23 protein-coding genes, 1 tRNA gene and 1 pseudogene are annotated in these 24,827 nt (G+C 65.1%); 15 read left to right on the top strand and 10 right to left on the bottom strand.

Annotated features, from left to right (window positions below; genetic code table 11):
- The first annotated feature begins 22 nt into the window (after positions 1–22).
- From ACT6UX_RS16510 to ACT6UX_RS16485, 6 genes are all read left to right on the top strand, one after another.
- Positions 23–1,813 carry a peptide ABC transporter substrate-binding protein gene (locus tag ACT6UX_RS16510; RefSeq protein ID WP_444776239.1) on the top strand — a complete coding sequence of 597 codons (1,791 nt, stop codon included), beginning with the start codon at positions 23–25 and terminating at the stop codon, positions 1,811–1,813.
- 58 nt (positions 1,814–1,871) lie between these two features.
- Complete coding sequence (locus ACT6UX_RS16505; protein ID WP_444776238.1) at positions 1,872–2,834, top strand: ABC transporter permease; 963 nt, start codon at positions 1,872–1,874, stop codon at positions 2,832–2,834.
- Positions 2,800–3,753 (top strand): ABC transporter permease, encoded by a 954-nt coding sequence (locus ACT6UX_RS16500; RefSeq protein WP_444776237.1) that lies wholly within the window; start codon positions 2,800–2,802, stop codon positions 3,751–3,753. Before ACT6UX_RS16505 ends, ACT6UX_RS16500 begins: the two co-directional genes overlap by 35 nt.
- Before the next feature lie 72 nt (positions 3,754–3,825).
- Positions 3,826–4,737: an ABC transporter ATP-binding protein gene (locus ACT6UX_RS16495; protein ID WP_444776361.1), complete on the top strand. Its 912-nt coding sequence runs from the start codon at positions 3,826–3,828 to the stop codon at positions 4,735–4,737.
- Between the two features lie 11 nt (positions 4,738–4,748).
- The gene (locus ACT6UX_RS16490) at positions 4,749–5,753 is read left to right on the top strand and encodes an ABC transporter ATP-binding protein (RefSeq protein WP_444776236.1); all 1,005 of its coding nucleotides are present in this window, start codon (positions 4,749–4,751) and stop codon (positions 5,751–5,753) included.
- Between the two features lie 108 nt (positions 5,754–5,861).
- Positions 5,862–6,143: a hypothetical protein gene (locus ACT6UX_RS16485; protein WP_444776235.1), complete on the top strand. Its 282-nt coding sequence runs from the start codon at positions 5,862–5,864 to the stop codon at positions 6,141–6,143.
- A gap of 786 nt (positions 6,144–6,929) precedes the next feature.
- On the opposite strand, the gene ACT6UX_RS16480 is transcribed toward ACT6UX_RS16485, so the two are convergent.
- Positions 6,930–7,018 (bottom strand) — tRNA-Leu (locus ACT6UX_RS16480).
- A gap of 45 nt (positions 7,019–7,063) precedes the next feature.
- Complete coding sequence (locus tag ACT6UX_RS16475; protein WP_444776234.1) at positions 7,064–8,209, bottom strand: NAD(P)/FAD-dependent oxidoreductase; 1,146 nt, start codon at positions 8,207–8,209, stop codon at positions 7,064–7,066.
- 61 nt (positions 8,210–8,270) lie between these two features.
- Here ACT6UX_RS16475 and ACT6UX_RS16470 point away from each other — a divergent pair, with 61 nt between their 5' ends.
- The 3 genes from ACT6UX_RS16470 (at position 8,271) to ACT6UX_RS16460 (ending at position 11,999) form a co-directional block, all read left to right on the top strand.
- Positions 8,271–9,791, top strand: coding sequence for an AMP-binding protein (locus tag ACT6UX_RS16470; RefSeq protein ID WP_444776233.1), 1,521 nt, complete (start codon positions 8,271–8,273; stop codon positions 9,789–9,791).
- 158 nt (positions 9,792–9,949) lie between these two features.
- Positions 9,950–10,609 (top strand): dienelactone hydrolase family protein, encoded by a 660-nt coding sequence (locus ACT6UX_RS16465; RefSeq protein WP_444776232.1) that lies wholly within the window; start codon positions 9,950–9,952, stop codon positions 10,607–10,609.
- Between the two features lie 13 nt (positions 10,610–10,622).
- Positions 10,623–11,999, top strand: coding sequence for an MFS transporter (locus ACT6UX_RS16460; RefSeq protein WP_444776231.1), 1,377 nt, complete (start codon positions 10,623–10,625; stop codon positions 11,997–11,999).
- 21 nt (positions 12,000–12,020) lie between these two features.
- On the opposite strand, the gene ACT6UX_RS16455 is transcribed toward ACT6UX_RS16460, so the two are convergent.
- Positions 12,021–12,980 (bottom strand): Bug family tripartite tricarboxylate transporter substrate binding protein, encoded by a 960-nt coding sequence (locus tag ACT6UX_RS16455; RefSeq protein WP_444776230.1) that lies wholly within the window; start codon positions 12,978–12,980, stop codon positions 12,021–12,023.
- Between the two features lie 97 nt (positions 12,981–13,077).
- Here ACT6UX_RS16455 and ACT6UX_RS16450 point away from each other — a divergent pair, with 97 nt between their 5' ends.
- Positions 13,078–13,497: a DUF1801 domain-containing protein gene (locus ACT6UX_RS16450; RefSeq protein WP_444776229.1), complete on the top strand. Its 420-nt coding sequence runs from the start codon at positions 13,078–13,080 to the stop codon at positions 13,495–13,497.
- A 19-nt stretch (positions 13,498–13,516) separates the two neighbouring features.
- On the top strand, positions 13,517–14,338 hold the full coding sequence (locus tag ACT6UX_RS16445; protein WP_444776228.1) for an SDR family NAD(P)-dependent oxidoreductase: 822 nt from the start codon (positions 13,517–13,519) through the stop codon (positions 14,336–14,338).
- Between the two features lie 173 nt (positions 14,339–14,511).
- Here the strand turns inward: ACT6UX_RS16445 and ACT6UX_RS16440 are convergent, their stop codons facing one another.
- Complete coding sequence (locus ACT6UX_RS16440; RefSeq protein WP_444776227.1) at positions 14,512–15,603, bottom strand: AbrB family transcriptional regulator; 1,092 nt, start codon at positions 15,601–15,603, stop codon at positions 14,512–14,514.
- Positions 15,600–16,382, bottom strand: coding sequence for an NAD kinase (locus tag ACT6UX_RS16435; protein ID WP_444776226.1), 783 nt, complete (start codon positions 16,380–16,382; stop codon positions 15,600–15,602). Before ACT6UX_RS16435 ends, ACT6UX_RS16440 begins: the two co-directional genes overlap by 4 nt.
- Before the next feature lie 103 nt (positions 16,383–16,485).
- On the opposite strand from ACT6UX_RS16435, the gene ACT6UX_RS16430 reads away from it, so the two are divergent.
- Positions 16,486–17,364, top strand: a complete 879-nt coding sequence (locus ACT6UX_RS16430; protein ID WP_444776225.1) for a TauD/TfdA dioxygenase family protein — start codon at positions 16,486–16,488, stop codon at positions 17,362–17,364.
- Between the two features lie 58 nt (positions 17,365–17,422).
- Here the strand turns inward: ACT6UX_RS16430 and ACT6UX_RS16425 are convergent, their stop codons facing one another.
- On the bottom strand, positions 17,423–19,234 hold the full coding sequence (locus ACT6UX_RS16425) for a B12-binding domain-containing radical SAM protein (protein ID WP_444776224.1): 1,812 nt from the start codon (positions 19,232–19,234) through the stop codon (positions 17,423–17,425).
- 291 nt (positions 19,235–19,525) lie between these two features.
- On the opposite strand from ACT6UX_RS16425, the gene ACT6UX_RS16420 reads away from it, so the two are divergent.
- Positions 19,526–20,776 (top strand): MFS transporter, encoded by a 1,251-nt coding sequence (locus ACT6UX_RS16420; protein WP_444776223.1) that lies wholly within the window; start codon positions 19,526–19,528, stop codon positions 20,774–20,776.
- Positions 20,777–20,812: 36 nt separating this feature from the next.
- The gene (locus ACT6UX_RS16415; RefSeq protein ID WP_444776222.1) at positions 20,813–21,916 is read left to right on the top strand and encodes a lipid A deacylase LpxR family protein; all 1,104 of its coding nucleotides are present in this window, start codon (positions 20,813–20,815) and stop codon (positions 21,914–21,916) included.
- A gap of 62 nt (positions 21,917–21,978) precedes the next feature.
- Here the strand turns inward: ACT6UX_RS16415 and ACT6UX_RS16410 are convergent, their stop codons facing one another.
- Together ACT6UX_RS16410 and ACT6UX_RS16405 are read right to left on the bottom strand one after the other, a co-directional pair.
- Positions 21,979–22,134, bottom strand: coding sequence for a DUF3309 family protein (locus tag ACT6UX_RS16410; protein WP_298307994.1), 156 nt, complete (start codon positions 22,132–22,134; stop codon positions 21,979–21,981).
- 10 nt (positions 22,135–22,144) lie between these two features.
- The gene (locus ACT6UX_RS16405) at positions 22,145–22,741 is read right to left on the bottom strand and encodes a superoxide dismutase (protein ID WP_444776221.1); all 597 of its coding nucleotides are present in this window, start codon (positions 22,739–22,741) and stop codon (positions 22,145–22,147) included.
- A 328-nt stretch (positions 22,742–23,069) separates the two neighbouring features.
- Here ACT6UX_RS16405 and bfr point away from each other — a divergent pair, with 328 nt between their 5' ends.
- Complete coding sequence (bfr, locus tag ACT6UX_RS16400; protein WP_444776220.1) at positions 23,070–23,555, top strand: bacterioferritin; 486 nt, start codon at positions 23,070–23,072, stop codon at positions 23,553–23,555.
- Between the two features lie 19 nt (positions 23,556–23,574).
- On the opposite strand, the gene ACT6UX_RS16395 is transcribed toward bfr, so the two are convergent.
- Both ACT6UX_RS16395 and ACT6UX_RS16390 read right to left on the bottom strand, forming a co-directional pair.
- The gene (locus tag ACT6UX_RS16395) at positions 23,575–23,778 is read right to left on the bottom strand and encodes a (2Fe-2S)-binding protein (protein WP_444776219.1); all 204 of its coding nucleotides are present in this window, start codon (positions 23,776–23,778) and stop codon (positions 23,575–23,577) included.
- Between the two features lie 127 nt (positions 23,779–23,905).
- Positions 23,906–24,827: pseudogene (locus ACT6UX_RS16390) on the bottom strand (hypothetical protein); the annotation flags it as partial.

Raw genomic sequence — 24,827 nt, 5'->3', positions numbered from 1 at the left:
ACTGATCTTGGGAGTGTTGACAATGAAGGAACGTGAACTGCGTGGCCTCATCGGCAAGGTGAAGGCCGGCAAGCTGTCGCGACGTGGTTTCGTGCAGGCGATGATGGCCGTGGGCATCGGCGCGCCGGCGGCGGGCCAGATTCTCCTGTCATCGGGCGTGGCGATGGCGCAGCCCGCCTCGACCTACAAGCCGACCAAGCGTGGCGGCGGCGGCCCGCTCAAGCTCCTGTGGTGGCAGGGCCCGACCCTGCTCAACCCGCATTTCGCGGTCGGCACCAAGGACCAGGACGGCTCGCGTCTGTTCTACGAGCCGCTGGCAGCTTGGGATCCCGAGGGCAACCTGAAGCCCAAGCTTGCGGCCGAGATCCCGACCAAGGAGAATGGCGGCCTCTCCGCCGACGGCCTGACAGTGACCTGGAAGCTGAAGCAGGGCGTCACCTGGCACGACGGCAAGCCGTTCACGGCCGACGATGTCGTATTCAACTGGGAATATGCCAAGGATCCGGCGACGGCCGCCTATACGATCGCGTCCTACCAGGACGTGATGGTCGAGAAGGCCGATCAGTACACGGTGAAGGTGAAGTTCAAGAAGCCGACTCCGTTCTGGGCCGACGCCTTCGTCGGAACACGCGGCATGCTGATCCCGAAGCATCTGTTCGTCGACTATATCGGCGCCAAGTCGCGCGACGCCCCGACGAACCTGAAGCCGGTCGGTACCGGCCCCTACATGTTCAAGGACTTCAAGCCGGGCGATCTGGTGACGGGCGTCATGAACCCGAACTACCACCAGGCCAACAAGCCGTATTTTGACACCGTCGAGATGAAGGGCGGCGGCGATGCCGTGTCGGCGGCGCGCGCGGTGCTGCAGACCGGCGAATTCGATTTCGCCTGGAACCTGCAGGTCGAGGACGAGATCCTCACGCGCCTGGAGAAGGGCGGCAAGGGCCGTGTCTCCATCACGCCGGGCGGCAACATCGAGTTCTTCCTCATGAACACGACGGATCCGTGGACCGAGGTCGACGGCGAGCGGGCGAGCCTGAAGACGAAGCATCCGACTCTCAGCGATCCCGAGGTCCGCAAGGCGCTCGTGCTCCTGGTCGACAACAAGTCGATCCAGAATTACATCTACGGCCGTACCGGCCCGGCGACGCGCAACTTCCTGTACGGCCCGCCGCGCTTCGATTCCAAGAACAATCCGATCGAGTTCAACATCGACAAGGCCAACGACATTCTCGAGAAGGCCGGCTGGAAGAAGGGCTCCGACGGCATCCGCGCCAAGGACGGCAAGAAGCTGAAGTTCGTCTACCAGACCTCGATCAACCAGCCGCGTCAGAAGACGCAGGCCATCATCAAGCAGGCGGCGCAGAAGGCCGGTATCGACATCGAGCTCAAGTCGGTGACAGCCTCGGTGTTCTTCTCGTCGGACGTGGCCAATCCGGACACGTACACGAAGTTCTACAGCGACCTCGAGATGTACACGACCACCATGGGCCAGCCCGATCCCGGGACGCACATGCTGCAGTTCGTCTCATGGGAGGCCGCCACCAAGGCCAACAAGTGGCAGGGCCGCAACATCACGCGCTGGCAGAGCCCGGAGGCCGACAAGCTCTACCGAGAGACCGAGGCCGAACTCGATCCGGTCAAGCGCGCCGCGTCGTTCATCAAATTGAACGACCTGGCCGTCCAGAACCAGATCGTGATGGGCATCGTTCAGCGCCCGACGGTCTCAGCCCAGGCCACGAAGCTCAACTGCCAGATCAGCGGCTGGGACAACAACACCTCGGACCTCAGCGACTGGTTCAAGGACGCCTGAGTGCGGTTCGCCCTCCCCGCCATGAGCGGGGAGGGCCTTCTTTTTGTAGGTCCATCGCGTGAGCAGGCAGTACGTAATCCGGAAGCTCCTGATCATGATCCCGAGTCTGCTCGGGATCAGCGTCGTGCTCTTCAGCCTCCTGGCCCTGGCGCCGGGAGATCCGTTCGACGAACTGGCGACCAACCCGGCCGTGCCGCCCGAGGTGCGCGCCGCGCTGCGCGCCAAGTTCGGCCTCGATGACCCGGTCTGGATGCGTTACTGGCACTGGCTCACCGCCCTGATGCAGGGCGACTGGGGCTTTTCCTTCGTCAGTCGAGTGGACGTGAGCACGCTGATCATGCAGCGCCTGCCGGTGACCTTGGTCGTCATCGGCGCCTCGCAGATCCTGGCCATCGCGGTCGCCATTCCGGTCGGGGTGCTGGCGGCGACGCGGCCCTATTCGCTGTTCGACCAGATCGCCAATACCTTCGCCTTCATCGGCTTCTCGCTGCCGACATTCTTCACGGGCCTGGTGCTGATCCTGGTCTTCTCGATCCAGCTCGACTGGCTGCCCTTCGTGTACCGCGCGGACATCAGCGCGACGGGCTGGGAATTCTACTGGGAACACATCAAGCAGTCGATCATGCCGGTGGCGGTGCTCGGCCTCTTCCAGGGGGCGGCGCTGGTGCGCTTCGTGCGCTCCTCGGTGCTCGATGTCATCCGCCTCGACTATGTCACCACGGCGCGGTCCAAGGGCATCGGCGAGCGCAAGGTCATTACCCGGCACGTGGTGCGCAACGCCCTGATCCCGGTGGTGACGCTGGTCGCGCTGCAGATGCCCATCGTCTTCAGCGGCGCGGTCGTCACCGAGCAGATCTTCCGCGTCCCCGGCATCGGCTCGCTGCTGATCACCTCGATGCTTTCGAACGACACGCCGGTTGTCATGGGCGTCACCTTCGTCTCGGCCTGTCTGGTCGTCATCTTCAACCTGATTGCAGATATCCTTTATGGCTGGCTCGACCCCCGCATCGCTTACCGCTGAGGCACCCGCCACGGCGGGGACCGTGTCCGCGGCCAAGCGGCAGAACTTCTCGCCCTGGCAGGAAGCCTGGCGGCGCTTCCGGCGCCACAAGATGGCGCTGTTCTCGGCCATCGCGCTCGCCGTGATCCTGTTCGCCGTGCTGCTCGGACCGTTCATCTGGCGCGTGCCGATCAACGAGATCGACTTCGCCGCCAAGCTGCAGGGACCGTCCTGGAGCCATCCGCTGGGTACAGACGATCTGGGGCAGGATCTGCTGGCCCGCCTGATCTACGGCGGCCGTATCTCGATTGCGGTCGGCGTGGCGGCGATGGTCGTCGCCATCTTCTTCGGGCTGCTGGTCGGTTCCGTTGCCGGCATGGCGAGCGGCCGGGTCGATGCGGCGCTGATGTGGGTCACCGACCTCTTCCTGTCGCTGCCGCAGTTGCCGCTCCTCCTGCTGGTGATCTACCTGTTCCGAGAGCCAGTTAAGGGCGTACTGGGGGTCGAGGGCGGCGCCTTCGTGCTGATCGTGGCCGTCATCGGCGGCACGCGCTGGATGTCGGCGGCGCGCCTGGTGCGCGCGCAGTTCCTCTCCTTGCGCGAAAAGGAGTTCGTCGAAGCGGCCCGGGCTCTGGGAGCCTCGCGGTTGCGCCAGGTGACGCAGCACATCCTGCCCAACGCACTCGGTCCGGTGATCGTGGTCGCGACCATCGACATTGCCGCCGCCATCATCGCCGAGTCGACTCTGTCGTTCCTCGGCCTCGGCTTCCCGTCCGATGTTCCGACCTGGGGCAGCGTGCTGCGCGACGCCAAGGACTATCTCGATATCGCGCCGCATTGGGCGCTGTTCCCCGGCTCGTTGATCTTCATCACCGTGCTGGCCATCAACTTCATCGGCGACGGACTGCGCGACGCGCTCGATCCGCGACGTGTCCTCTAGTCCGGGTGTAGCGTGGCCGAACCTCTGTTGGATATTCGCGGACTGAAGACCTGGTTCAAGACCGAGGACGGCATGGTGCGTGCCGTCGACGGAGTGGACCTGCACATCGACAGCGGCGAAACGCTGGGCGTGGTGGGCGAGTCGGGCTGCGGCAAGACAGTCACCGCGCGCTCTGTGTTGAAGCTGATCGACATGCCGCCGGGACGCTTCGAGGCCGGGCAGATCCTGTGGAAGGGCAGGGACCTGATCCCGCTCCAAGCCTCGGAGATGAACTCGATCCGCGCCAAGGAGATCGCGATCATCTTCCAGGAGCCGATGACCTCGCTCAATCCGGTCTACACAGTGGGAGACCAGATCGCCGAGGTGATCGCGCTGCACCAGAAACTGTCGCGCAAGCAGGCGCTGGTCGCCGCCGCGGAGATGCTGCGGCTGGTCAACATCCCAAACCCGCAGCGTCGCGTGCACGACTATCCGCACCAGTTCTCCGGCGGCATGCGCCAGCGCGTCATGATCGCCATGGCGCTCTCCTGCCAGCCCAAGCTGCTGATCGCCGACGAGCCGACGACCGCGCTCGACGTCACCATCCAGGCGCAGATCCTGGAGCTGATGCAGGAGATGAAGGATCGCTTCGGCATGGCGATCATGCTGATCACCCATGCGATGGGCGTGGTCGCCGAGACCTGCCAGAGGGTGACGGTCATGTATGCCGGCCTGGTGGTCGAGGAGGCGCCCGTCGAGGCGCTGTTCGGCAATCCCCGGCATCCCTATACGCAGGGGCTTATCCGCTCGATCCCGCGCGTCGATCGCAGCGCCGCCAAGAAGCAGCGGCTGGAAGCGATCGCGGGCACCGTGCCGAACATGCTCGAACCGCCGCCGGGCTGCCGCTTCGCCGCGCGCTGCAAGTTCGCGATGGATATCTGCAACCAGGGCATCCCCCCGCTCAAGGAAGTCGGGGCGGGCCATTTCGTGCGGTGCGTGCTGTGAGCGACACATCCATGACGGTTCCCGCTGCGGTACCGGCGCCCGATGCTGCCGAACCGCTCCTGTCGGTGCGCGACCTGCGCAAGCATTTCGCCATTCGGGGCGGCATCCTCTCGCGTGTGATCGACAAGGTGCATGCCGTCGATGGCGTCAGCTTCGACATTGCTCCCGGCGAGACGCTGGGCCTGGTCGGTGAATCGGGCTGCGGCAAGTCCACGACCGGCCGCTGCATCCTGCGCCTGATCGAGCCGAGTTCGGGCGAGGTCTGGTTCCAGGGCACAGACGTCACGAAGATGGGCCCGGAGAAACTGCAGTCGCTGCGGCGCGACATGCAGATCATTTTCCAGGATCCCTATGCGTCGCTGAACCCACGCCTCACGATCGGCGCGATCATCGGCGAGGCTCTGACGATCCATAAGCTCGCGCCCTCGCGGCAGGCGCACGAGGATCGGGTCGTGCAGCTCCTCGAGACGGTGGGGCTGCGGCCCGACCATATGCGGCGCTTCCCGCACGAATTCTCCGGCGGCCAGCGCCAGCGCATCGGCATCGCCCGCGCGCTCGCCGTCGAGCCCAAGCTGCTGATCTGCGACGAGCCGGTCTCGGCGCTCGACGTGTCGATCCAGGCGCAGGTCATCAACCTGCTGGAGGACCTGCAGGAGCAGTTCGGCCTCACTTATTTGTTCATCGCCCACGATCTCAGCGTGGTGGAGCACATCTCGACCCGCATCGCGGTGATGTATCTCGGCCGCGTCGTGGAGATTGCGCCGGCGGCGGAACTCTACGACACGCCCATCCATCCCTATTCGGAAGCGCTGCTGTCGGCCGTGCCGATCCCCGACCCGACGGTGAAGCGCAAGCGCATCATGCTGGAGGGCGACGTCCCCAACCCGATCCGCCCGCCGTCCGGCTGTCACTTCCACACCCGCTGCCCGATCGCGCGCCCGGACTGCAGCCAGCGCGCACCGGTGCTCGAGGAGAAGCGCCCGGGTCATTGGGCGGCGTGTCACTACCGGGACTAGCAGGGCGCGCCGCTCCAGGGGCGCGGCATGAATGCCCATCGCTCTCGCTGCTCCTAGACCCTTCAGGGGACGACGGCTAGAAATCTGGCCCCAACAGCCGAGGCTCCCATGTCTGAGGACAGCAAGAAGGCCGCGAGTGCGATTCTCACCGAGAATGAGGAAGCGCTCTTCCAGATCATGAAGATCGTCATTGGGACTGTTGCGGCCGGCGACGCGGTCAAAGGCAAACAGCTCGACGATCAGCTTACCTATCTGAAGAACGCCTTTTACGCGAACGGGAAGAAGAAGGCGGCGATCATGGCGGAGTCGATCCGGATCGCGGCTTTTGCCTCGAGCCGCGATGCCGCTCGGTTGGCCAGCTTGCGGGGAAGCCCGAAGGGGAACGCTTAGTTCTCCCGATGCCACTCCAGGATCGTAATTTCATCTATCCGCTATCTTTGTTTCCGTCCTCTTCCTCATCGGGCAGCAACCCCCTTTGGTGCCGCCGGCCCATGACGGCGATCTACTAATCGGATCAGCCTATCGGTCGGGGGTATCCACGCGAATATACGCGAGAAACTCGCGGCCAAGCCCGGTGGTTCGGGCCTTCTGGACTCCCCCATCGCTGAACTCTTCAGCAAGGCCAACGGATAGGAGGAAACTGCCCCACTGGGTGAACGTCCGGTCCTTATGGATGGCTCGAACAGCAGGTGCATCTGATAGGCGGCCTGGACGTGGACAACTGTCCGAAGCTTCTGTTCGCAATCCATCCCTTCATCACGGGATCGTTCATGATGGATTCAGCGACCTGTTTCTGAAGTGGGTTGGCAGGGGCCAGGACGGGAGGGGGGGGACCCCGCGGGTGGCGTCTTGGTAGGGTCGATGCTGCACAAGGCCGCCATACCTCCGAGGGTAGGTTCGATCCTTCCATCCCGGAAGCCTTTCACCTCCTTGCCCAATCGCCTCCGGCGTCCGGGGGGCTGCCGATCACCCATGTTCTTCGCCACGCTGATGGGCCCTACTACTTCGCGATCGCTTCCAATCAGTATATCGTGCAGTTCAGGTTTGCCGTTCGCGACACCAGCACCTCCGTCAGTACCTCGGCCGCAACGGCAGAGTTAACGGCGATGGTCGGAGATACGTTCGTCTTTCTCCATTTCAAACATGAATGTCTTTCTCCCTTCCTGGCAATGACTTTGGTGCCCCCGGCCGGACTCGAACCGGCACGATCCTGACGGATCAAGCGATTTTAAGTCGCTGGCGTCTACCAATTCCGCCACGGGGGCTCCCGGGAGCGACCATAGTGAGGGTCGATTCCGGTGTCATCTCGCTCAGGCGTCGTCGCTCACCGCGAAGCGGGCGGGTGACAGTGAGGCCTCCGTGACTCCCAAGTCTGCGACCTCGGCGGGCAGGGGCTTGCCCAGTGCCAATGCAGCGGCGAGCTGGCCGGCGGCGTAACCCGTCTGGATGCCGTAGCCGCCCTGGCCGGCCAGCCAGAAGAAGCCCTCGATCTTGGGGTCGTAGCCAGCGACCAGGTTCTTGTCGTGCACGAAGGACCGCAGGCCGGCCCACTTGTTCTTGATGCGGCGGATCTGCAGCGTGCTCGCGGTCTCGATGCGTTCGACGGCGGTGGCGACGTCGATCTCCTCGGGTTGAGCGTCGCAGGGCGGCGAGGGGGTCTCGTCGGCGAGTGAGCCCAGGAACTGACCGACCTCAGGCTTGAAGTAGAAGCTCTCGTCGAAGTCGATCAGCATCGGCAGCGGCGCGAGGTCGAGCCCCTGCGGCGCGTCGAAGGTAAAGGCAGTACGCCGCTTCGGCACCAGCCCGATCGGCACGCAGCCGGCGAGCCCGCCCAGCACGTCCGCCCAGGCCCCGGCGGCGTCGATGACGTTGGTCGCCCGCACGAGGTCGCCGTCGCGCAACGTCACGTTCCACAGCCCGTCGATGCGGGCGAGACCGAGGACCTCGGCATCGAGGCGCAGTACCGCGCCGGCGGCACGCGCGCCCTTCAGGAACCCGCCGTGGATCGCCGCCACGTCCATGTCGTCGGCCTCGGGCTCGAACACCGCACCGCCGCCGATGGCGTCGGGCTTAATGATCGGCAGGCGGCGCAGGACCTCGGCCGGCTCCAGCCAGCGAACCGAGGGCACGAGCTGCGCATAATCGGCCGCGGCAGCCCTGACGGCGGCTTCCTGGCCGGTGTGGCCCGCGACCAGCGCGCCGCGCGGCGTCAGGAGGGGATGGTCGGCGAAACCCGGGGGCGGATTGCGGTAGAAGCGGCCCGAGGCCACCGTGATAGCGCGGATCTGGGCGCTGCCGTAGGTCTCTGAATGCAGCGCGGCGGACCGGCCCGTCGTGTGATAGGCGGGCACGTTCTCGCGCTCGAGGAGGATCACCTTCGCATGGGGCGCGAGGTGATAGGCGACGGAGACCCCGGCAATGCCGGCGCCGACGATGGCGAAATCGAAATCCTGCATGAGCGGCACATTGCAAGGTCGATGCCGTGCCTGCAATAGTCGGCGCGCGAGGAAACGACGCATGAACATCGCCCATCTGCTGCTGGGCTCCGCGCAGGAGTTCCGCGACCTGCCCGCGCTGGCCCGCGGGGTGTCGACGCACCTGAATTATCGCGAGCTGTGGCGCAAGGTCTCGGTGATGAGCACGCATCTCCTCGCCCGCTTCGGTCTCGCGCGCGGCGACCGGGTGGCCTTCGCCATGGCCAACTGCGTCGAATCGATCGAGGTCATGTACGCGATCTGGCACGCCGGCCTCTGCGCCGTGCCGATGAACGCCAAGCTGCATGCCAGGGAATTCGCGTTCATCCTGGAGAATTCGGGCGCGAAGCTTTGCTTCGTGACGCCGGACCTCGCCAACACGATCGCCGAGGCCGCGAAAGAGGCGCTCGACCTGAAGGAGATCGTCGACGTCACGACGCGCTCCTATATCTTCATGGCGGTGGGCGATCCGAGCCCGATCGCCGATGCCGAACCCACGGATCTCGCCTGGCTGTTCTACACGTCGGGCACCACCGGGCGGCCCAAGGGCGCGATGCTCACGCACCGCAATCTGCTGGCGATGACGCTCAATTACTTTGCCGACGTCGACCGTCCGCCCCCGGCCGGTTCGATCGTGCATGCCGCCCCGATCAGCCACGGCTCCGGCCTGTGGAATTTCCCGATGCTGGCGCGCGGCTCGGTGCAGGTGTTTCCCGAAAGCGGCAAGTACGAGGTGCCGGAGACGGTCGAATTGATGAACCACTGGCCGCAGTGTTCGATCTTCCTCGCACCCACCATGGTGAAGCGGCTGATCGAGCATGGCAGCGTGTCGGAGCTGAAGCCCGATGCGCTGAGGCTCATTACCTACGGCGGCGCACCGATGTACGTCTCGGACCTCAAGCGTGCGCTCGACGTGCTCGGCAACAAGCTGGCGCAGCTCTACGGCCAGGGCGAGAGCCCGATGACCATCACCCATCTCGGCCGCGACTATCACTGGGAACGCACTCATCCGCGCTGGGAGCAGCGCCTGGCGTCGGCCGGCCGCGCCGACTCCTGCATGGAGGTTCGGATCGTCGACGAGGCGGGGCGTCCGCTTCCCGTGGGTGAGGTGGGCGAGATCATCTGCAAAGGCGATCCTGTGATGGCGGGCTACTGGAACAATCCCGAGGCGACGGCCCGATCGCTGCGTGACGGCTGGCTGTGGACCGGCGATGTCGGCGCCTTCGACGAGGAGGGGCTGCTGACGCTCAAGGACCGCTCAAAGGACATGATCATCTCGGGCGGCTCCAACATCTATCCGCGCGAGATCGAGGACGTGCTGAACCTGCATGCCGGCGTCGCCGAATGTTCCGTCGTCGGCCGCCCGCATCCCGAATGGGGCGAGGAGGTCGTGGCGTTCGTCGTCGCCCGTACCGGCGAGAGCCTTTCGCCCGCCGAGCTCGACAAGCTCTGTCTCGACAACATCGCCCGCTTCAAGCGCCCCAAGGACTACCGGTTCATCGAGGCGCTGCCCAAGAACAACTACGGCAAGATCCTGAAGACGGAGCTGCGGAAGCTACTCTAGCGATTTCCCTCATTCTGAGGAGCATCGCGCAGCGATGCGTCTCGAAGGATGGGCGACAGGCACGGTGCGCGATCCCATCCTTCGAGACGCACGCCTCCGGCGTGCTCCTCAGGGTGAGGTCGGTGTAGAGTTCAGGACACATCAAGGAGGACAATTACATGGGCAGTCTGATCGACTTCAATCGTCCCGACGGATCGACCTGCAAGGGCTACCTGGCCGAGGCCGGGAAGGGCCGGCCGGGGATCGTCGTGATCCAGGAATGGTGGGGACTCAACGACCAGATCTGCGGCGTCGCCGACCGGTTTGCGCGGCAGGGCTACAATGCGCTGGCGCCTGACCTCTACAAGGGCCGCGTCACCCAGAAGCCGGACGAGGCCAACCACATGATGAGCGGCCTCGACTTCGTCGGCGCCTCCGACCAGGACATTGCCGGCGCGGTCAAACACCTGGCCGGAATGGGTGGGAAAGTCGGCGTGATGGGCTTCTGCATGGGCGGCGCGCTCACCATTGCGGCCTGCGCCCGCCTCGAAGGCATCGCTTGCGGCGTGCCCTTCTATGGCATCCCGCCGGGCCAACTCGCCGATCCGGCGAAGATCACGGTGCCGCTGCAGGGCCACTTCGCCAACAAGGACGACTGGTGCACGCCGGCCGCCGTTGACGCGCTCGAGAAGACCATGAAGGGCGCGGGCCGGAGCCCCGAGATATTCCGCTACGATGCCGCGCACGCCTTCGCCAGCGAGCGCAGCGAGGCCTACGACGTGAAGTCGGCCAACGCGGCCTGGGAGAGGATGCTCGAATTCCTGAAGAAGCACCTCTGAGGCGGCTGCGGAGATGAGGCCGGCCTTCGGCCTCGCGATCGTCGGGTTGGGCGCGTCGCTGGCGCCGCTCGACATCGCCGTCAACGTGGCGCTGCCGGCGATCACGAGCCATTTCAAGGTCGCCTTGGGCGACGTCCAGTGGCTCGTGATCTGCTACGTGCTGGTCTACGGCTCGCTGATGCTGGTCTGCGGCAAGCTCGGAGATCTGTTCGGGCACCGGCTGATTTTCCGCATCGGCCTCGCGATTTCGGCGATCGGCTGCGCGGCCTGTGCGGCGGCGCCGGACTGGCCGTTGTTCCTGTGGGCGCGCGGGGTCCAAGGCGTTGGCACGGCCCTGGCGCTGTCCTGCACGCCTGCCCTCGCGACCTCGCTGTTTCCCGAGAGCGACCGCACCAAGGCGCTGGCGGGCTTCGCCAGCACCATGGCCATTGCGGCCGCCGTCGGCCCATTCCTCGGGGGCGCGCTGGTCGAATTCTGGGGCTGGCCCGCCGTCTATTGGGTGCGCGTGCCGCTGGCTCTCGCGACGCTCGCTCTGTCCGGCTTGCTGCCTTCTCCCAAGCCCGATTCCCGCCCGTTCGATGCGCCGGGCGCGGCGCTGCTGGCAGCCTGTATGAGCACGCTGCTCCTGGCGCTCACCTTCTCGCAGCGCAAGGAAATCCCAGGCCCGTGGGCGTTGGCAATGGCCATCGTCGCGCTGGTCCTGATCGTGGCCTATGTCCGCCGCGCCAACCGGGTGCCGGAACCGATCATCCGGCCGTCGCTCTTCGCCGATCCGCGCTTCGCGATGCCCAATGTTCTCAATGCGCTCGCCAACCTCGCGGGCTTCGCGATCCTGCTGCTGACGCCCTATTACCTGGTGAACGTGCTGAAGCTGACCCCGCTGGGCGTCGGCATCGTGCTGGCGATGGCCTATGGCGGCAGCCTGACCGGAGCGCCGCTCTCGGCCTTCCTCGTGAGCCGTATCGGCCAGCGGCCCACGGTTTTTGCGGGCGTTGCCTGCGTCGGCCTCGGCCTGCTGCCCCTGGGCTTCACCGGCATCGATACGCCGGTTCTCGCCGTGGCGGCGCTGCTGGTCCTCGAAGGCGTCGGGCAGGGCCTGCTGACGGTCGCCTACACCGACATCGTCACGGCCACCCTGCCGGCGCGCGACCGTGGCGTCGCGGGAAGCCTGTCGCTGCTCACACGCACCATCGGTATCGTCGCCGGCGCCTCGGTGCTGACGGCGCTGCAGGCCCACGGCGCGCAGGGCTTCATGAACATGGCGGGCTTCCTCGCCGGCTACCGCTTCGCCTTCGTGGCGGCAGGCGGCGGCCTTCTGGCCGTGCTGCTGCTGTCGCTCCTCTGGCCGGGCGTCTGGTCGTCGCAGCCCCGTCCCCGGCGCAGATCGTGATGGGGTGAAGGTCTCCGTTCCTCAGGGCAGCTTGATATCGCCCTTCTTGATGATCGCACCGAACATCGTGCTCTCGGTGCCGATGTGTTTCCTGAAATCCGAGGGATTGAGATAGGTGACGCGCATCCCGCCCGCGTGCACCTTGGCGACGATGTCGGGTGCGCGCAGGGCGTCGGCGATCGCCTTGTCGAGACGCGTGACCGCCTCGGGTGAGGTGCCCGCGGGGGCGAGGATGCCGAACCAGGAATCGCCTCCCTCCCTGCCATAGCCGGTCTCCTGCAGGGTCGGGACATCCGGGAAATCCGGATGCCGCACCTCGGCCAGCATCGCGAGGGCCCGCAGCCTGCCCGCCTTGATGTGAGGCAGCGTCGTCTGGTCGAATTGCGCCTGGATCTCGTCCGCGAGCAGCGCGTTGGTTGCGGGCGCACTGCCGCGATAGGGGACGTGGGTCATCCGGATGCCGGCTTCGAGGCAGAGCATCTCGCCGAACAGGTGGGTGATCGTGGCGAGGCCGGCCGACCCGTAGTTCAGCTTGCCCGGATTTGCCTTCGCATAGGCCACGAACTCCGCGACCGTGTTGGCCGGCACCGAGGGATGGACGGCGAAGGCGCCCCACGAGGTCGACATGCGCGAGACCGGCACGATGTCACGATCGGGATCGAAGGGGATCGGCTGCAGGTGCCGCGTGATGCAGACCATCGCCGTCGTCGTCGTGAGGAAGGTGTGATGGTCCACCGGCTGGTTCTTCACGAACTCGGCCCCGATCATGCCCGAGGCGCCGGCCTTGTTGTCGAACAGCACGCTCTGGCCGAGGAACTGCGCGGCACGCTCCATGACGATGCGGCTCGATACGTCCGACGGCCCGCCGGGCGGATAGGGGATGACGAGGCGGAGCGGCTTGGTAGGCCATTGCGGCTGGGCGATCGCGGGAGACGCGAGCGCGGTTGCAAAGGCCGAGGCGGTGAACGCACGACGACGCATGGACGCTCCTCCGGTTCATTCCTGTTTGACGGCAGCCTCCCACGCAGGCGCCGGTTCCGCCAGTCCCGCTCCCTTGGCGTCGTGTTAGGCTTGGCCCATGAAACGGTTCGGAGATCCCAGGGTGGCGGCGGCCTTCAAAGCCTATGGGCCCAACGTGCGCGACCGGTTGATGGTGCTGCGCGAGACCATCTTCGAGGTGGCCGCCGCGACCGATGGCGTCGGCGTGCTGACAGAGACACTGAAATGGGGCCAGCCCAGCTATCTCACCGAACAGACCGGCAGTGGCACCACCGTACGCATCGACCGGCTGAAGGGCGACAGCGGCGGTTATGCTCTCTATTTCCATTGTCAGAGCGGGCTGGTCGGCCAGTTCCGCGACCTCTATCCCGAGACCTTCAGCTACGAGGGTGAGCGTGCGATCCACTTCGGTGCGAAGGAGCGCGTTCCGGTCAGAGAATTGCGGCATTGCATTGCGCTGGCCCTGACCCATCATTTGCGGAAGAAGAGAAAGAAGTGACGTAAGGGGGCGAAGCGGCATGACCGGCAAGCTGAAGGACAGGGTGGCGATCGTCGTCGGGGCGGGCTCGAGCGGGCCGGGTTGGGGCAACGGCAAGTGCACCGCGATCACCTTTGCGCGTGAAGGCGCCAAGGTGTTCTGCGTCGATGTCAAGCGTGCCGCCGCCGAGGAGACGGTGGGTCTGATCGAGAAGGAGGTCGGTCCCGGCTTTGCGATCGCCCACGAGGCCAATGCGTCGAGCAACGCCGACGTCAAGGTCATGGTCGATGCCTGCATGGCGAAGTGGGGCCAGGTCGACATTCTCGACAACAATGTCGGCATCGGCTCGCAAGGCGGGCCGGTCGAACTCAGCGAGGACGAGTGGCATCGCGTGTTCGACGTCAACGTGAAGAGCTTCTTCCTCACCGCCAAACACGTGCTGCCGATCATGGAGAAGCAGGGCAAGGGCGCGATCGTGAACGTGAGCTCGATCGCCTCGATCCGCAGCCCCAAGGGGATTTCCTATCTCGCCTACAATGCCAGCAAGGGCGCGGTGAACTCGCTCACCATGGCGATCGCGTCGCAATATGCGGAGAAGGGTATCCGCTGCAACGCGATCCTGCCCGGCCTGATGCATACGCCGATGATCGACTTCCTGGCCGAGCAGTATGCCAGGAGCGAGAAGGACCATAACCAGGCTTACGAGAAGATGATCGCCATCCGCGACCACGCCTCGCCGACGGGCAAGATGGGCACCGGCTGGGACACGGCCAACGCGGCGCTGTTCCTCGCATCTGACCAGTCGGCCTATGTGAACGGCCACCTGCTGGTGGTCGACGGCGGGATCACGGTGCGGGCGTAGAGCGTTGGGATTTGGCGGGGCGCGAAGGCGAATATTCGAAATAAACGAAATAATCGAAACCAACGAAATGACTCGGGCGATCCGCCGGACAGGTACCTGGGTACCGCGAGGACAGGCGTGGCCTCTGGCACAGCACAGGGTGAGGCCGTCCGGGCTCCCGCCGAGGAGGCCGGTCAGCGGCGCGCGCGTCTCAGGATCGTGCGGAAGACGATCGGTCCGGTGATGATGATCAGGAACAGCCGGAACAAATGGTGGGTCGCCACCATCGCGATCTCGATGCCGAGAGCGAGGCCGATCAGGCTCATTTCAGCGAAGCCGCCGGGGGCGTAGCTCAGGACCGTGGCATCGAGGTTGAGACCCGTCAGCGCGTGGGTGATCTCGGCGAATCCCACCGCGCAGGCGATGAGGATGAAGGCGGCACCGATCGAGGCCGCCATCTCCTTGTGCAGTCTGTCGAAGTTGGCGCCGACGAAGCGACACCCGATGCCGGTGCCGACCACGACCTGGGCGGCCGCGACCAGGAAGCCCGGTGGCTGGGAACTCGTGAGGCCGCCGAGATGGGCGATGGCGCTCACGATCATCGGTCCCATCATGAAGCTGGCGGGCAGACGCAGCAGGCGGCCGGCGACCGCGCCGATGACGCCGCAGGCGATCAGGACGGCATAGTCCTTCCAGTCGTTGCCGGTGGGGCCGTGGACCATGGTGAGAACGCTGGTCTGCGCGCCGTTCACCAGCCGGTACCAGATCGGAATGGTCAGCACGACCGTCAGGATACGCAGCGCATGGGCGAGCGCGATCGAGCGCTCGTCGCCGCCCATGGCGCCGCCCATGATGGTCATGTCGTTCAACCCGCCCGGCATGGCGGCGAAGTAGCAGGTAACCTTGTCCCAGTCGGTGACGCGGCGCAGCCAGGCATAGCAGAGGGTGGCGCCGGTCATGGTCATGCCGGTGAGCACGCACAGGCTGACGGCCCATTCGCCCAGCCGCTGCAGCAGTTCGGGGGTGAAGCCCGAGCCCAGCAGGACGCCCAGGATGATGATCATGCCCTGCCGCAGCCGCACCCGCATGCCGACCCGCAGGCCGAGGAAGGCGGCTACGGTCGAGAACACGCAGGCGCCCAGCATCCAGGCGAGTGGCATGCGCAGCCAGTTGAAGACGAAGCCGCCCACCGTGCCGATGACGAGCGCCAGCGCGAGAGGCTGCCACCCGTCGTGGCCGATGATCCTCTTCTTCTCGGGCTTGAAGCGTATGTCCTTCTCACTCAAGGAGCGAACTGCTCCTTCAGGATGCGTTCCTCGAGATCGTGCTCTGGGTCGAACAGCAGGGTGAGTTTCGTGTCGCTGGCCTCGGTCACGGCGACATGGGCGACGTTGGCGATTTCCACCGAGTCGGCCGCCGCCGCGACGGGACGCTTCTTCGGATCGAGAATGGTGAATTCGACCTTGGAGGTGCGCGGCAGCAACGCGCCGCGCCAACGCCGCGGCCGGAAGGCGTTGATCGGCGTCAGCGCCAGCAGACCGGCGCCCAGCGGCAGGATCGGTCCGTGGGCCGAGAGGTTGTAGGCGGTGGAGCCGGCGGGCGTCGCCACCAGCACGCCGTCGCAATGCAGCTCGGGCAGGCGCTTCTGGCCGTCGACCGCGACCTCGATGCGCGCGGTCTGGCGGCTCGAGCGCAGCAGCGACACCTCGTTGATGGCGAGGACTTCCGAGACCTTGCCGCGTGTATTGGTGGCCAGCATGCGCAGCGGCGTCAGCGTCACCTGGCGGGCCTTCTTCAGGCGCTTCAGCAGGTTGGTTTCCCTGTAGGTATTGAGCAGGAAGCCGACCGTGCCGAGGTTCATGCCGTAGATCGGCTTGAGCCGCCGCATATTGCGGTGGAGCGCCTGCAGCATCAGCCCGTCGCCGCCCAGCGCGACGATGATGTCGGCTTCGGCGGTGCTGGCCGCACCATAGATCTGCTCGAGGCGGCCCTTGGCCTCACGGGCCGCCAGCGTGCTGGCACAGACGAAAGCGAGGCGGGGAGCGGGCGGGGACTGGACGGCCATACGGGATACAGCAATGCCTCGGGTGCAGGAATCGTACTATAGCCGCCCGCCGCGCCGGTGCGATAAAATCCCGGTCACAAAAGAAACTGCGAGGAGGAAACCGATGGAACTGGTCCCGCTGGCCGATGGCTTCGGCGTCGAAGTGAAGGGCGTCTCACTGCTCGACGTCGCAATCGATGCCCAGGCCTACAAGGAAGTCCGAGACGCTTTCGAGAAGCATTCACTCCTTGTGTTCCGCGACCAGCAGATCGCCGACGATATCCAGGTCGCCTACAGCCGCGCCTTCGGACCACTGGAGCTGACCAAGGCGGCTTCCGTAGGCGAGAACAGCTTCTATTCGCGCCTGACCAATGTCGGCCAGCAGGGTGAGATCGTGCCGCCGGATCATCGACAGGTGCTGGTCGCCAAGGCCAATGCGCTCTGGCACACGGATTCATCCTTCAAGAAGACGCCGGCGCTCGCCTCCGTGCTGACCGCGCGCGTGCTGCCCGGCGAGGGCGGCGAAACCGAATACACCTCGACGCGGCTCGCCTGGGAGCGGCTGCCGGCGGACATGCAGGAGCGGCTGAAGAACTCGGTAGCAACGCACTCCTACGCCAACAGCCGCGACCAGATTCATCCCGACCTCGCCAATGCCGAGGAGCGCAAGGCGCTGCCGCCGGTGCGCTGGCGGCTGAACTGGCGCAACCCGGCTAACGACCGTCGCGCACTCTACCTCGCGAGCCATGCCTATGCGATCGACGGGATGGACGACCGCCACGCACGCCAGCTGCTCTCGCAGCTCCTCGACGAGGCGACTCGGCCGGAATTCGTCTACAGCCATAAATGGCGCCAGGGCGATGCGGTGATGTGGGACAACCGCGCCATGCTTCATCGCGGCCGGCCGTGGGACTACACGCGCGAACGCTCGATGGTGCGCACGACCATTTCGGCGACGGAGGCCGACGGTCTCGGCGAAGTAACGCCGCCGCTCGTTCACTAGGAAAGGGAAGGGACTGGCGGCCCGGCGCAAAGGACGCGCCGCCAGGTTCCGGGCGCCGCTACTCCGCGGCGGCGAGGCGCTGCTGGTTCTGCTGGGCGGCGACCTTGGCACGGGCGAGGTCCTCGCCGCGGCGCTTGTTGACGGCCGCGCCGCCGCCCGCCGTTTCGGCGAACAGCGACAGCTTGTCCATGTCGTCGTCCATCACCGGCTGCAGCGCGAGATCCGTGTATTCGAGCCGATTCGGGTCGTTTCTGACCTTCCGGCCGATGCGACGACCCTCGAGGGTAAGGCGAATATAAATCTTCAGCTTGTGCCAGAAATTACGCGCCACCTTGAGGTGGAACACGCCAATCGGTTCGATCGGCATGCCGTGGCGGCGGTCGAGACGATACTTCATGCGCACGGCGCCGCCTTCCAGCGGATGCACGCCCTCGGCCTCGAACATGATCTTGAACATGGTCATGAAGTGCGCCGGCTCGGCCGGGTCGCGGCCGGGGATGGCGCCGTGACGGCGTGCCACCGTCTCGATGTGCTCGGGCGTGTAGTAGGATGCCCAGGCTTCGCGATAGACCTGCTCGAACTCCGCGTCGCTCATCTTCGGATGGTGCACGCAGCGATGATGGACGTCGTACTTGTTGAGGTCGGGATCCATCCAGACGCCCTGCTTCCACAGGGTCTGGTGATCCTCCGAGCCGGGGAGCGGCGTCAGCATGAACAGCTCGAGGATGTCGAGCGGCAGCTCCTTCTTGATGATCTCCATGTCGCGCAGGATCGATTCGCGCGTGTCGCCAGGGAAACCCAGAATGTAGCCGGCCCAAGTCGAGGCGCCGCTGGTGTGCCACGCCTGCAGCATCTTGCGGTATTCGGTGATCTTGTTCTGGCGCTTCTTGGCCGCCAGCAGATTGTCCGGGTTGACGTTCTCGAGGCCGATGAAGACGCGGTAGACGCCAGCCCAGCGCGCCTTGTTGATGAAGTTCGGGATGCGATGGCACTGCGTGTCGACCTGGATGATCAGCGACAACTGGATACCTTCATTCTCCTTCAGCTCGATGAGCCGGTCGAAGAAGTCTTCCCAGTGCTTGTTGCGGGCCATGTTGTCATCGGTGATGAAGAACCCGGTGATGCCCTGCTTGTAGTTCTCGCGGATGATCGCTTCGAGATCGTCGGCGGTACGGAAACGGCTCTTGCGGCCCTGCACGTTGATGATGGTGCAGAACGAGCACTGGAACGGACAGCCGCGGCCCAGGTCGAAGCTCGACATGCCGCCTTCGTTGCGCGACAGCGCCGACGGCGGCAGGCTGGGGGTCGGGGCGCCCTCGAGGCCCGGCAGGTCGTCCATGTAGTTATAGAGCGGCTTCATGGTGCCGTTCATGGCGTCGCGCAGCACGAGGTCGAAACGGCCTTCCTCGGCCTCGCCGGCGAACATGGAGACACCCATGTCCATGGCTTCCTGGATTTCCGGCGGGACCACCGGCAGCATGGACAGGCAGCCCGAGACGTGGAAGCCGCCGATCGCCACGGGGAAGCGGCCCTTCAGGAACTTGCGGGCGAGATCGACGGCATGCGGAAACTGGTTGGTCTGGACGCCCACCAGGCACACCAGTCCTTTGCCGCCGCTGCGCTCGATCTTGGCCATGAGTCGGTCGGGGCGGACGCGCGTATTGGTCTCGTCGATCGGGTGGATGACGATATCGACATCGGAACCCAGCACTTCGCGCCGACGGCAATCCTCGCCCAGCCCATAGAGAGCAGCCAGGGTGTTCGACGGGATGTGTGACCGAAGCCAGGTGATCGGGTAGCCATCGTCATCGTAATGAGTAGGCTTGATCAGAATAAGATGAAACTTCGTACGCTTCACGGCACCGCTCATAGCGGACTTCTCCAGGACATTACCCGCACGCGGCTCCAGCCAATTACCGCTTGACGGCATTCGTTATCACAATGCTCTGAGCCGGCCCCCAACGCAACGGGGCGCGACTTATATTCTCAGCTTGGGTGCGTAATAGGGCCACTAGAATTAGGGTTTTCTAGGGCGAGCCCAGCCATTAGTGCGCATGCGCCATACCGAGCCGATTATTGCAGTCGAAGCCGTCAAAGCGCAGCCTCCAGCGGAACCCGAAGCGCCTCCGACGAAGGCGCAGGGCGAGGGAACGAACAGGAATTGAGCCTCATCGCACGTGCGCCCGCCCTGGCGCCTTTCCAGATCCGGAGCTTCCGGTTCCAGTGGCCGGCCGACCTTCTCGCCTCCTGGGCGTTCGAGATGGAAACCGTGATTTTGGGCTGGTTCGTACTCGTGTCGACCGGCTCGGTCCTGGCGCTGGCGGTTTTTGGCTCCCTCCAGTTCCTCGGCACGCTGATCTCTCCCCTGTTCGGCATGGCGGGAGACCGGATCGGCAACCGCAACGTCCTTCTCCTGATGCGGACGGCCTATCTCATCCTCGCCGGCTGCCTTGCGGTCCTCTTCTTGATCGGTCTTGCGGCGCCGGTGCCGGTATTCGTCCTGGCAACGATCATGGGGCTGGTACGCCCGTCAGACATCACGATGCGCAACCTGCTGGTCGGCGAGACCATGCCGGCCGACTATCTGATGCGCGCGATGGGCGTGTCGCGGACGACCGCAGACTCCGCGCGCATCGTGGGCGCCCTGTCGGGAGCCGCCCTGGTCGCGGCCCTCGGCTCGGGGCTGGCCTACGTCGCGGTCTGCGGCGTCTACGCGGTGTGCCTCGCCCTGACCCTGGGTGTTGGCCTACGTCGCGTGCGCATACTGGGGGAAGGCGAGGTGACGCCGTCGGCGCTTGGGGCGTTGAGGCAGGGCTTCGCCTATGTCTGGTCGACGCCGGTCGTGCGCGCCGTGATGCTGCTGGCGTTCCTCGTGAACTTCGCGGCCTACCCGTTGACCGGCTCGTTGCTCGCCTATGTCGCCAAAGACATCTACCGGATGGACCAGACCGGCTTGGGGTGGTTGATCGCCTGCTTCGCTGGCGGGGCGCTCACCGGCTCGATTCTCGTCTCTTTGTACGGCGCTCATATCCGGCCGGCGCGCACGATGATCGTCTGCGCACTGGTTTGGCTCTTGCTCAACCTTGTCTTTTCGTGGCTCACGACGCCCTTGCCGGGTGAGATCGTCCTGTTCGGCTCGGGCCTCTTCCAGAGCTTCTGCATGATCCCGATGTCGGTGATCCTTCTCCGGGTCACCAATCCCGCGCTGCGGGGCTGCGTGATGGGCGTGCGGATGCTTGCTGTCTACGGAATGCCGCTCGGTCTGCTCCTGTCGGGTCCCCTGGTCGAGTGGGGCGGATTCACTGCTACCGGTACGCTCTACAGCGTGGTTGGCGTCGTGTTCACGCTGGCAATCGCGTGGTGGTGGCGCGCCGATCTCTGGAACCGCTCAGCCCCCGTGAACGTTCGATAGCGGCAACCTGCAGACGAGCGATGCGTTCCAGCGTGAATGCAGCTTCCCCTCGCCGCGACCATCGCTCTGGCGATGGCAACCCTTTGCACCGCCATCGCTCCTGCGTCGGCACAGTCTTTCTCCGGCTCAAGCCGGCCGCCGCCGCCTTCGGCCACCGAGGACGAGCAGCGCAGCATCTACACGTTTCAGGTCGAGAACGACGTGTTCAATCGGTTCGGCCGGTCTGACCGCGACTATACGAGCGGGGTCAGGATAGGTTGGCTGTCGCCGGCCATTACCGAGATGCCGCACGGTCTCGTGGCGATGACCACCGTCCCGACTTTCCTGGGGGAGGCACCGGCGGATTCGGTCATTCGCCGGGTCGCCGTCTCTGTCGGCCAGAATATCTACACGCCCGAAGACACCTACGCGTCCTATCCGATCTACGATGACCGGCCTTATGCGGCCTGGCTCTATGCGAGCTTCGCGTTGCAGTACACCTACAAGCGTCATGATCACGCTACGGGTCGGGACGAGCCGACCCGTCTCGACACGCTACAGCTCGATCTTGGCGTCATAGGCCCAGCCGCGGGCGGTGAGTTCGTGCAGAACAACTTTCATAATCTCATCGGCGTCGAGCCGGCCTATGGCTGGGGCAACCAGCTTCACAACGAGCCGACGGTCGGTCTCACCTTCGAGCGGAGATGGCGGACAGGCCGCGCCGTGCTGATCGACAATCCCAAGCTGGAGGTCGATTTCATCCCACGCGCGGCGGTGGCGCTCGGAAACGTCGCGACCTACGGCAGCGTGGGCGGCACGGCGCGCATCGGCAAGAATCTTCGAGACGATTTCGGACCCACGCGTTCGCGTCCCGCCTTGCCCGGGTCGGACGCCTTCATCGGGGATGGCAGCTTCGGCTGGTATCTGTTTGCTGGTGTCGACGGACAGGCGGTCGCCCGCAATATCTTCCTGGACGGCAACACGGACGGTTTCAGCCAGCGCGTGTCGCATCGGCCGTTCGTCGGCGAGGTTCAGGCGGGGCTGGCGGTTCTGTGGCGGGGAATGCGAATTTCATACACCCAGATCCTGCGCACGCCGGAGTTCTTCGAGCGGGATCGCATCACACAGTTTGGCTCGATCAATCTGACCTTCAGATACTGAAGCGGCGTCCGGTCCAAATAAAAGGGGCGCCCGAAGGCGCCCCCTGAACCGTGGACGGACCGCTATATGCGTCCCATCAACAGCAACACGATGACAATGATGAGCACCAGTCCGATGCCGCCGCTTGGGTAATATCCCCAGCCGCTGCTGTGCGGCCAGGTCGGCAGCGCCCCGATCAGGATGAGAATCAGGACGATCAGTAGAATGGTGCCCAACATTGATTGCTCCTTAGCCTAGGTTTGTCTCGGCGAACGACCAGTTCGCGAGCTTGTCGAGCCAGGCCTGGACGTGGTCCGGTCGGCGGTTCTGGAAATCGAGGTAGTAGGCGTGCTCCCACACGTCGGCGACGAGGAGCGGGGTGCCGCCATGGGCGATCGGGGTGTCGGCGTTGGCCGTCGTCTCGATCTTGAGCTTGCCGTCAGCGCCCTTCACGAGCCAGGCCCAGCCGCTGCCGAACTGGCCCACGGCCGCCGCCTTGAAGGCAGCCTTGAAGGCGTCGAGACCGCCGAAGCTGTCGTCGAGCGCGCTCTTGATCTTGCCGGTCGGCTCGCCGCCCTTGGGCGCCATGCTGTTCCAGTAGAAGGTGTGGTTCCAGATCTGGCCGGCGTTGTTGAAGATCGCCTTGCCCTTCTCGTCCTTGGCCGACTTCTTGATGATGTCCTCGAGCGACAGACCTTCGTACGGCGTGCTCGGGACGAGCTCGTTCAGCTTGTCGACATAGGCCTTGTGATGCTTGCCGTAGTGGAAGGAGATGGTGTTGGCCGAAATCACCGGCGCAAGCGCGTCATCGGCATAGGGGAGTTTCGGAAGAGTGAAATTGGACATAACGCTATCCTTAGCTGGCTGGCCCGGATCGTCCCGGGCGGGCGGCGTCCGACATGAACGCACCTCACCTTATGACGTTGCGCGTTGCGATGGCGCTACGTTTTTTCCTGTAAAATCGCAAAGCCCTGATTCGTCGTGTGGTTTCGTAAACAGAGCCTGCGGCACACTCGGAAGCGCTCGAATCGGGCAAGTCGTTCTCACTCGCCGAATGCCGAAGGCCGTCGCGCAGATTTTTTAGCGAACGTTTCTTAGTCGCTCACTCTGTGGTTGCGTGCCCCGAATCGGTGAGTATTTGTGAGAACCGACTCATTCAAAGAGGAGGTTCGCCATGAAGGGCAACCCGCAGATCATCGCCGAACTCAATAAGCTCCTGAAAAACGAGCTGACGGCCATCAACCAGTATTTCCTCCACGCCCGCATGATGAAGCATTGGGGCTTCGATCGTCTCGGCAAGAAGATCTACGAAGAGTCGATCGGCGAGATGAAGCACGCCGACAAGCTCATCGAGCGCATCCTCATGCTCGACGGTTTGCCCAACCTTCAGGATATGGGCCGGCTCGCGATTGGCGAGAACGTCCCGGAAGCGCTCGAGGCCGACCTCAAGCTCGAAAGCGGCGCACGCACCGCGCTGGTCGAGGCGGTGACGGCTTGCGAGGCGGCGAAGGACTATGTCAGCCGCGAGATCGCGGTCAGCATCCTCGAGGACGCCGAGGAGCACATCGATTTTCTCGAGACCGAGATCGGCCTGATCGAGAAGGTCGGCGTGCAGAACTACCTGCAGAGCCAGATGGGCGAAGGGAAGGGGCCGAGCTGAGGCTCGGCATCCGAATCAGTCAGTCGGCCGCGAGGAGCGTCGGCTCCACGGCTCGCTCACGGGCGATCGCGTGCGCGATGCGATCGCGCATGTCGCAGGCACAGGTTCCGCACTGGGGGCTCTTGCCACAGGCTCGGAACACGTCGGCCGGGCGACGGGCTCCCGCCCGGACGGCGGCGTCGACCTCGCGCTCTCGAATGGCTTTGCAGATGCAGATATACATGCCCTGACGGCCGTTTCTTCCCGCTGTTGCGACTTACTCGCATGAGCAGGATAGAGGCGGAGTCGGCCGCCGGTCAAGCCCCCCCCCGAATCCGCTCCGGGGAAGGGGGGATACCTTGCGACCCGGCCTACCGGGGCGCGACCATGAACGGCCCGATGGCCGTGATGGCGCAGTCGGTGCCTCCGGCATCGCGGCAGCCCTGGAGGGCCATGGATGTCGCGTCCTGCTCGCTGGGCCGGCCACTCGCGATGCCGATTCGCCCATTTGCCGCCAGCGCTACGGCGCGCCAGTCGTTGGCGATCAGATACTGTTCGAGCGCCCTGGTCTGGGCGTCGTCGAGGGAGGTGCCGATATCCTGCGGCGCGAAGATGTCGGTCACCTTCATCGTCTGGGGCGTGCGCACCAGGACTTCCTTGTTCACCGCGTAGACGACGCAGGGCCGTCCCGTGAGATGGCCGCAAATTTGCAGGTTACGGCGAATCACGTCCGTGTCGGTCTCGCTCGGCGTCCACCAGTCGAAGCGGTTGTGACCCAGCACCAGCGCCCGGGTATGCCGGCTGGTCATGTAGTACTTCGCCAGTCGTTCCCGGGCAGAGTCGCGAAGCAGGGGAGCGGTCGCCGGGTCGAAGACGATCGGTGGCACCGGCTTGGCAGACGGCACATAGGGGGCCGGCGGCATGGGCGGTGCCCGGAACGACCAGACCACGTCGTTCTCTACCGCGTAGAGCATGCAGCGGTCGTAGTCGCGGACGATCGGTACTTCCCGTTCGACCTTCCTGTTGCAGTCGTCCAGCGCCTCGCGGCGCGCGGCGGCCTCATCGACCCGGTCGGTCGCGGTCGCAAAGATGCCCCGCACGTTCAAGGCGAAGGCCTTGGCGCCGGATGCGTCCGCATAATTCTGTACGGCACGCCAGCGGAAGTCGGGGGCGAAGGGAACGTCCTTGGCCACGAAACGACGTGGCGCTGGCGAGGCCGGCGGCGCGGCGGGCGGAGCGGCCGCGGGCTGCGGTGCGGCCGGGGTGGCGGCTCCTTGCGCCGCAGGTCGATCC

Origin of the sequence: Reyranella sp., assembly GCF_052439685.1 — a bacterium.
In the GTDB taxonomy this organism is placed as follows: Bacteria; Pseudomonadota; Alphaproteobacteria; order Reyranellales; family Reyranellaceae; genus Reyranella.
This window is presented reverse-complemented; position numbering and strand designations above follow the sequence as displayed.

Excerpts from the sequence above, each read along its gene's own strand:
- ACT6UX_RS16510 (WP_444776239.1), top strand. The coding sequence starts at position 23 with ATGAAGGAACGTGAACTGCGTGGCCTCATCGGCAAGGTGAAGGCCGGC.
- ACT6UX_RS16500 (WP_444776237.1), top strand. The coding sequence starts at position 2,800 with ATGGCTGGCTCGACCCCCGCATCGCTTACCGCTGAGGCACCCGCCACG.
- ACT6UX_RS16495 (WP_444776361.1), top strand. The coding sequence starts at position 3,826 with ATGGTGCGTGCCGTCGACGGAGTGGACCTGCACATCGACAGCGGCGAA.
- ACT6UX_RS16490 (WP_444776236.1), top strand. The coding sequence starts at position 4,749 with ATGACGGTTCCCGCTGCGGTACCGGCGCCCGATGCTGCCGAACCGCTC.
- ACT6UX_RS16485 (WP_444776235.1), top strand. The coding sequence starts at position 5,862 with ATGTCTGAGGACAGCAAGAAGGCCGCGAGTGCGATTCTCACCGAGAAT.
- ACT6UX_RS16475 (WP_444776234.1), bottom strand. The coding sequence starts at position 8,209 with ATGCAGGATTTCGATTTCGCCATCGTCGGCGCCGGCATTGCCGGGGTC.
- ACT6UX_RS16470 (WP_444776233.1), top strand. The coding sequence starts at position 8,271 with ATGAACATCGCCCATCTGCTGCTGGGCTCCGCGCAGGAGTTCCGCGAC.
- ACT6UX_RS16465 (WP_444776232.1), top strand. The coding sequence starts at position 9,950 with ATGGGCAGTCTGATCGACTTCAATCGTCCCGACGGATCGACCTGCAAG.
- ACT6UX_RS16460 (WP_444776231.1), top strand. The coding sequence starts at position 10,623 with ATGAGGCCGGCCTTCGGCCTCGCGATCGTCGGGTTGGGCGCGTCGCTG.
- ACT6UX_RS16455 (WP_444776230.1), bottom strand. The coding sequence starts at position 12,980 with ATGCGTCGTCGTGCGTTCACCGCCTCGGCCTTTGCAACCGCGCTCGCG.
- ACT6UX_RS16450 (WP_444776229.1), top strand. The coding sequence starts at position 13,078 with ATGAAACGGTTCGGAGATCCCAGGGTGGCGGCGGCCTTCAAAGCCTAT.
- ACT6UX_RS16445 (WP_444776228.1), top strand. The coding sequence starts at position 13,517 with ATGACCGGCAAGCTGAAGGACAGGGTGGCGATCGTCGTCGGGGCGGGC.
- ACT6UX_RS16435 (WP_444776226.1), bottom strand. The coding sequence starts at position 16,382 with ATGGCCGTCCAGTCCCCGCCCGCTCCCCGCCTCGCTTTCGTCTGTGCC.
- ACT6UX_RS16430 (WP_444776225.1), top strand. The coding sequence starts at position 16,486 with ATGGAACTGGTCCCGCTGGCCGATGGCTTCGGCGTCGAAGTGAAGGGC.
- ACT6UX_RS16425 (WP_444776224.1), bottom strand. The coding sequence starts at position 19,234 with ATGAGCGGTGCCGTGAAGCGTACGAAGTTTCATCTTATTCTGATCAAG.
- ACT6UX_RS16415 (WP_444776222.1), top strand. The coding sequence starts at position 20,813 with ATGCAGCTTCCCCTCGCCGCGACCATCGCTCTGGCGATGGCAACCCTT.
- ACT6UX_RS16410 (WP_298307994.1), bottom strand. The coding sequence starts at position 22,134 with ATGTTGGGCACCATTCTACTGATCGTCCTGATTCTCATCCTGATCGGG.
- ACT6UX_RS16405 (WP_444776221.1), bottom strand. The coding sequence starts at position 22,741 with ATGTCCAATTTCACTCTTCCGAAACTCCCCTATGCCGATGACGCGCTT.
- bfr (WP_444776220.1), top strand. The coding sequence starts at position 23,070 with ATGAAGGGCAACCCGCAGATCATCGCCGAACTCAATAAGCTCCTGAAA.
- ACT6UX_RS16395 (WP_444776219.1), bottom strand. The coding sequence starts at position 23,778 with ATGTATATCTGCATCTGCAAAGCCATTCGAGAGCGCGAGGTCGACGCC.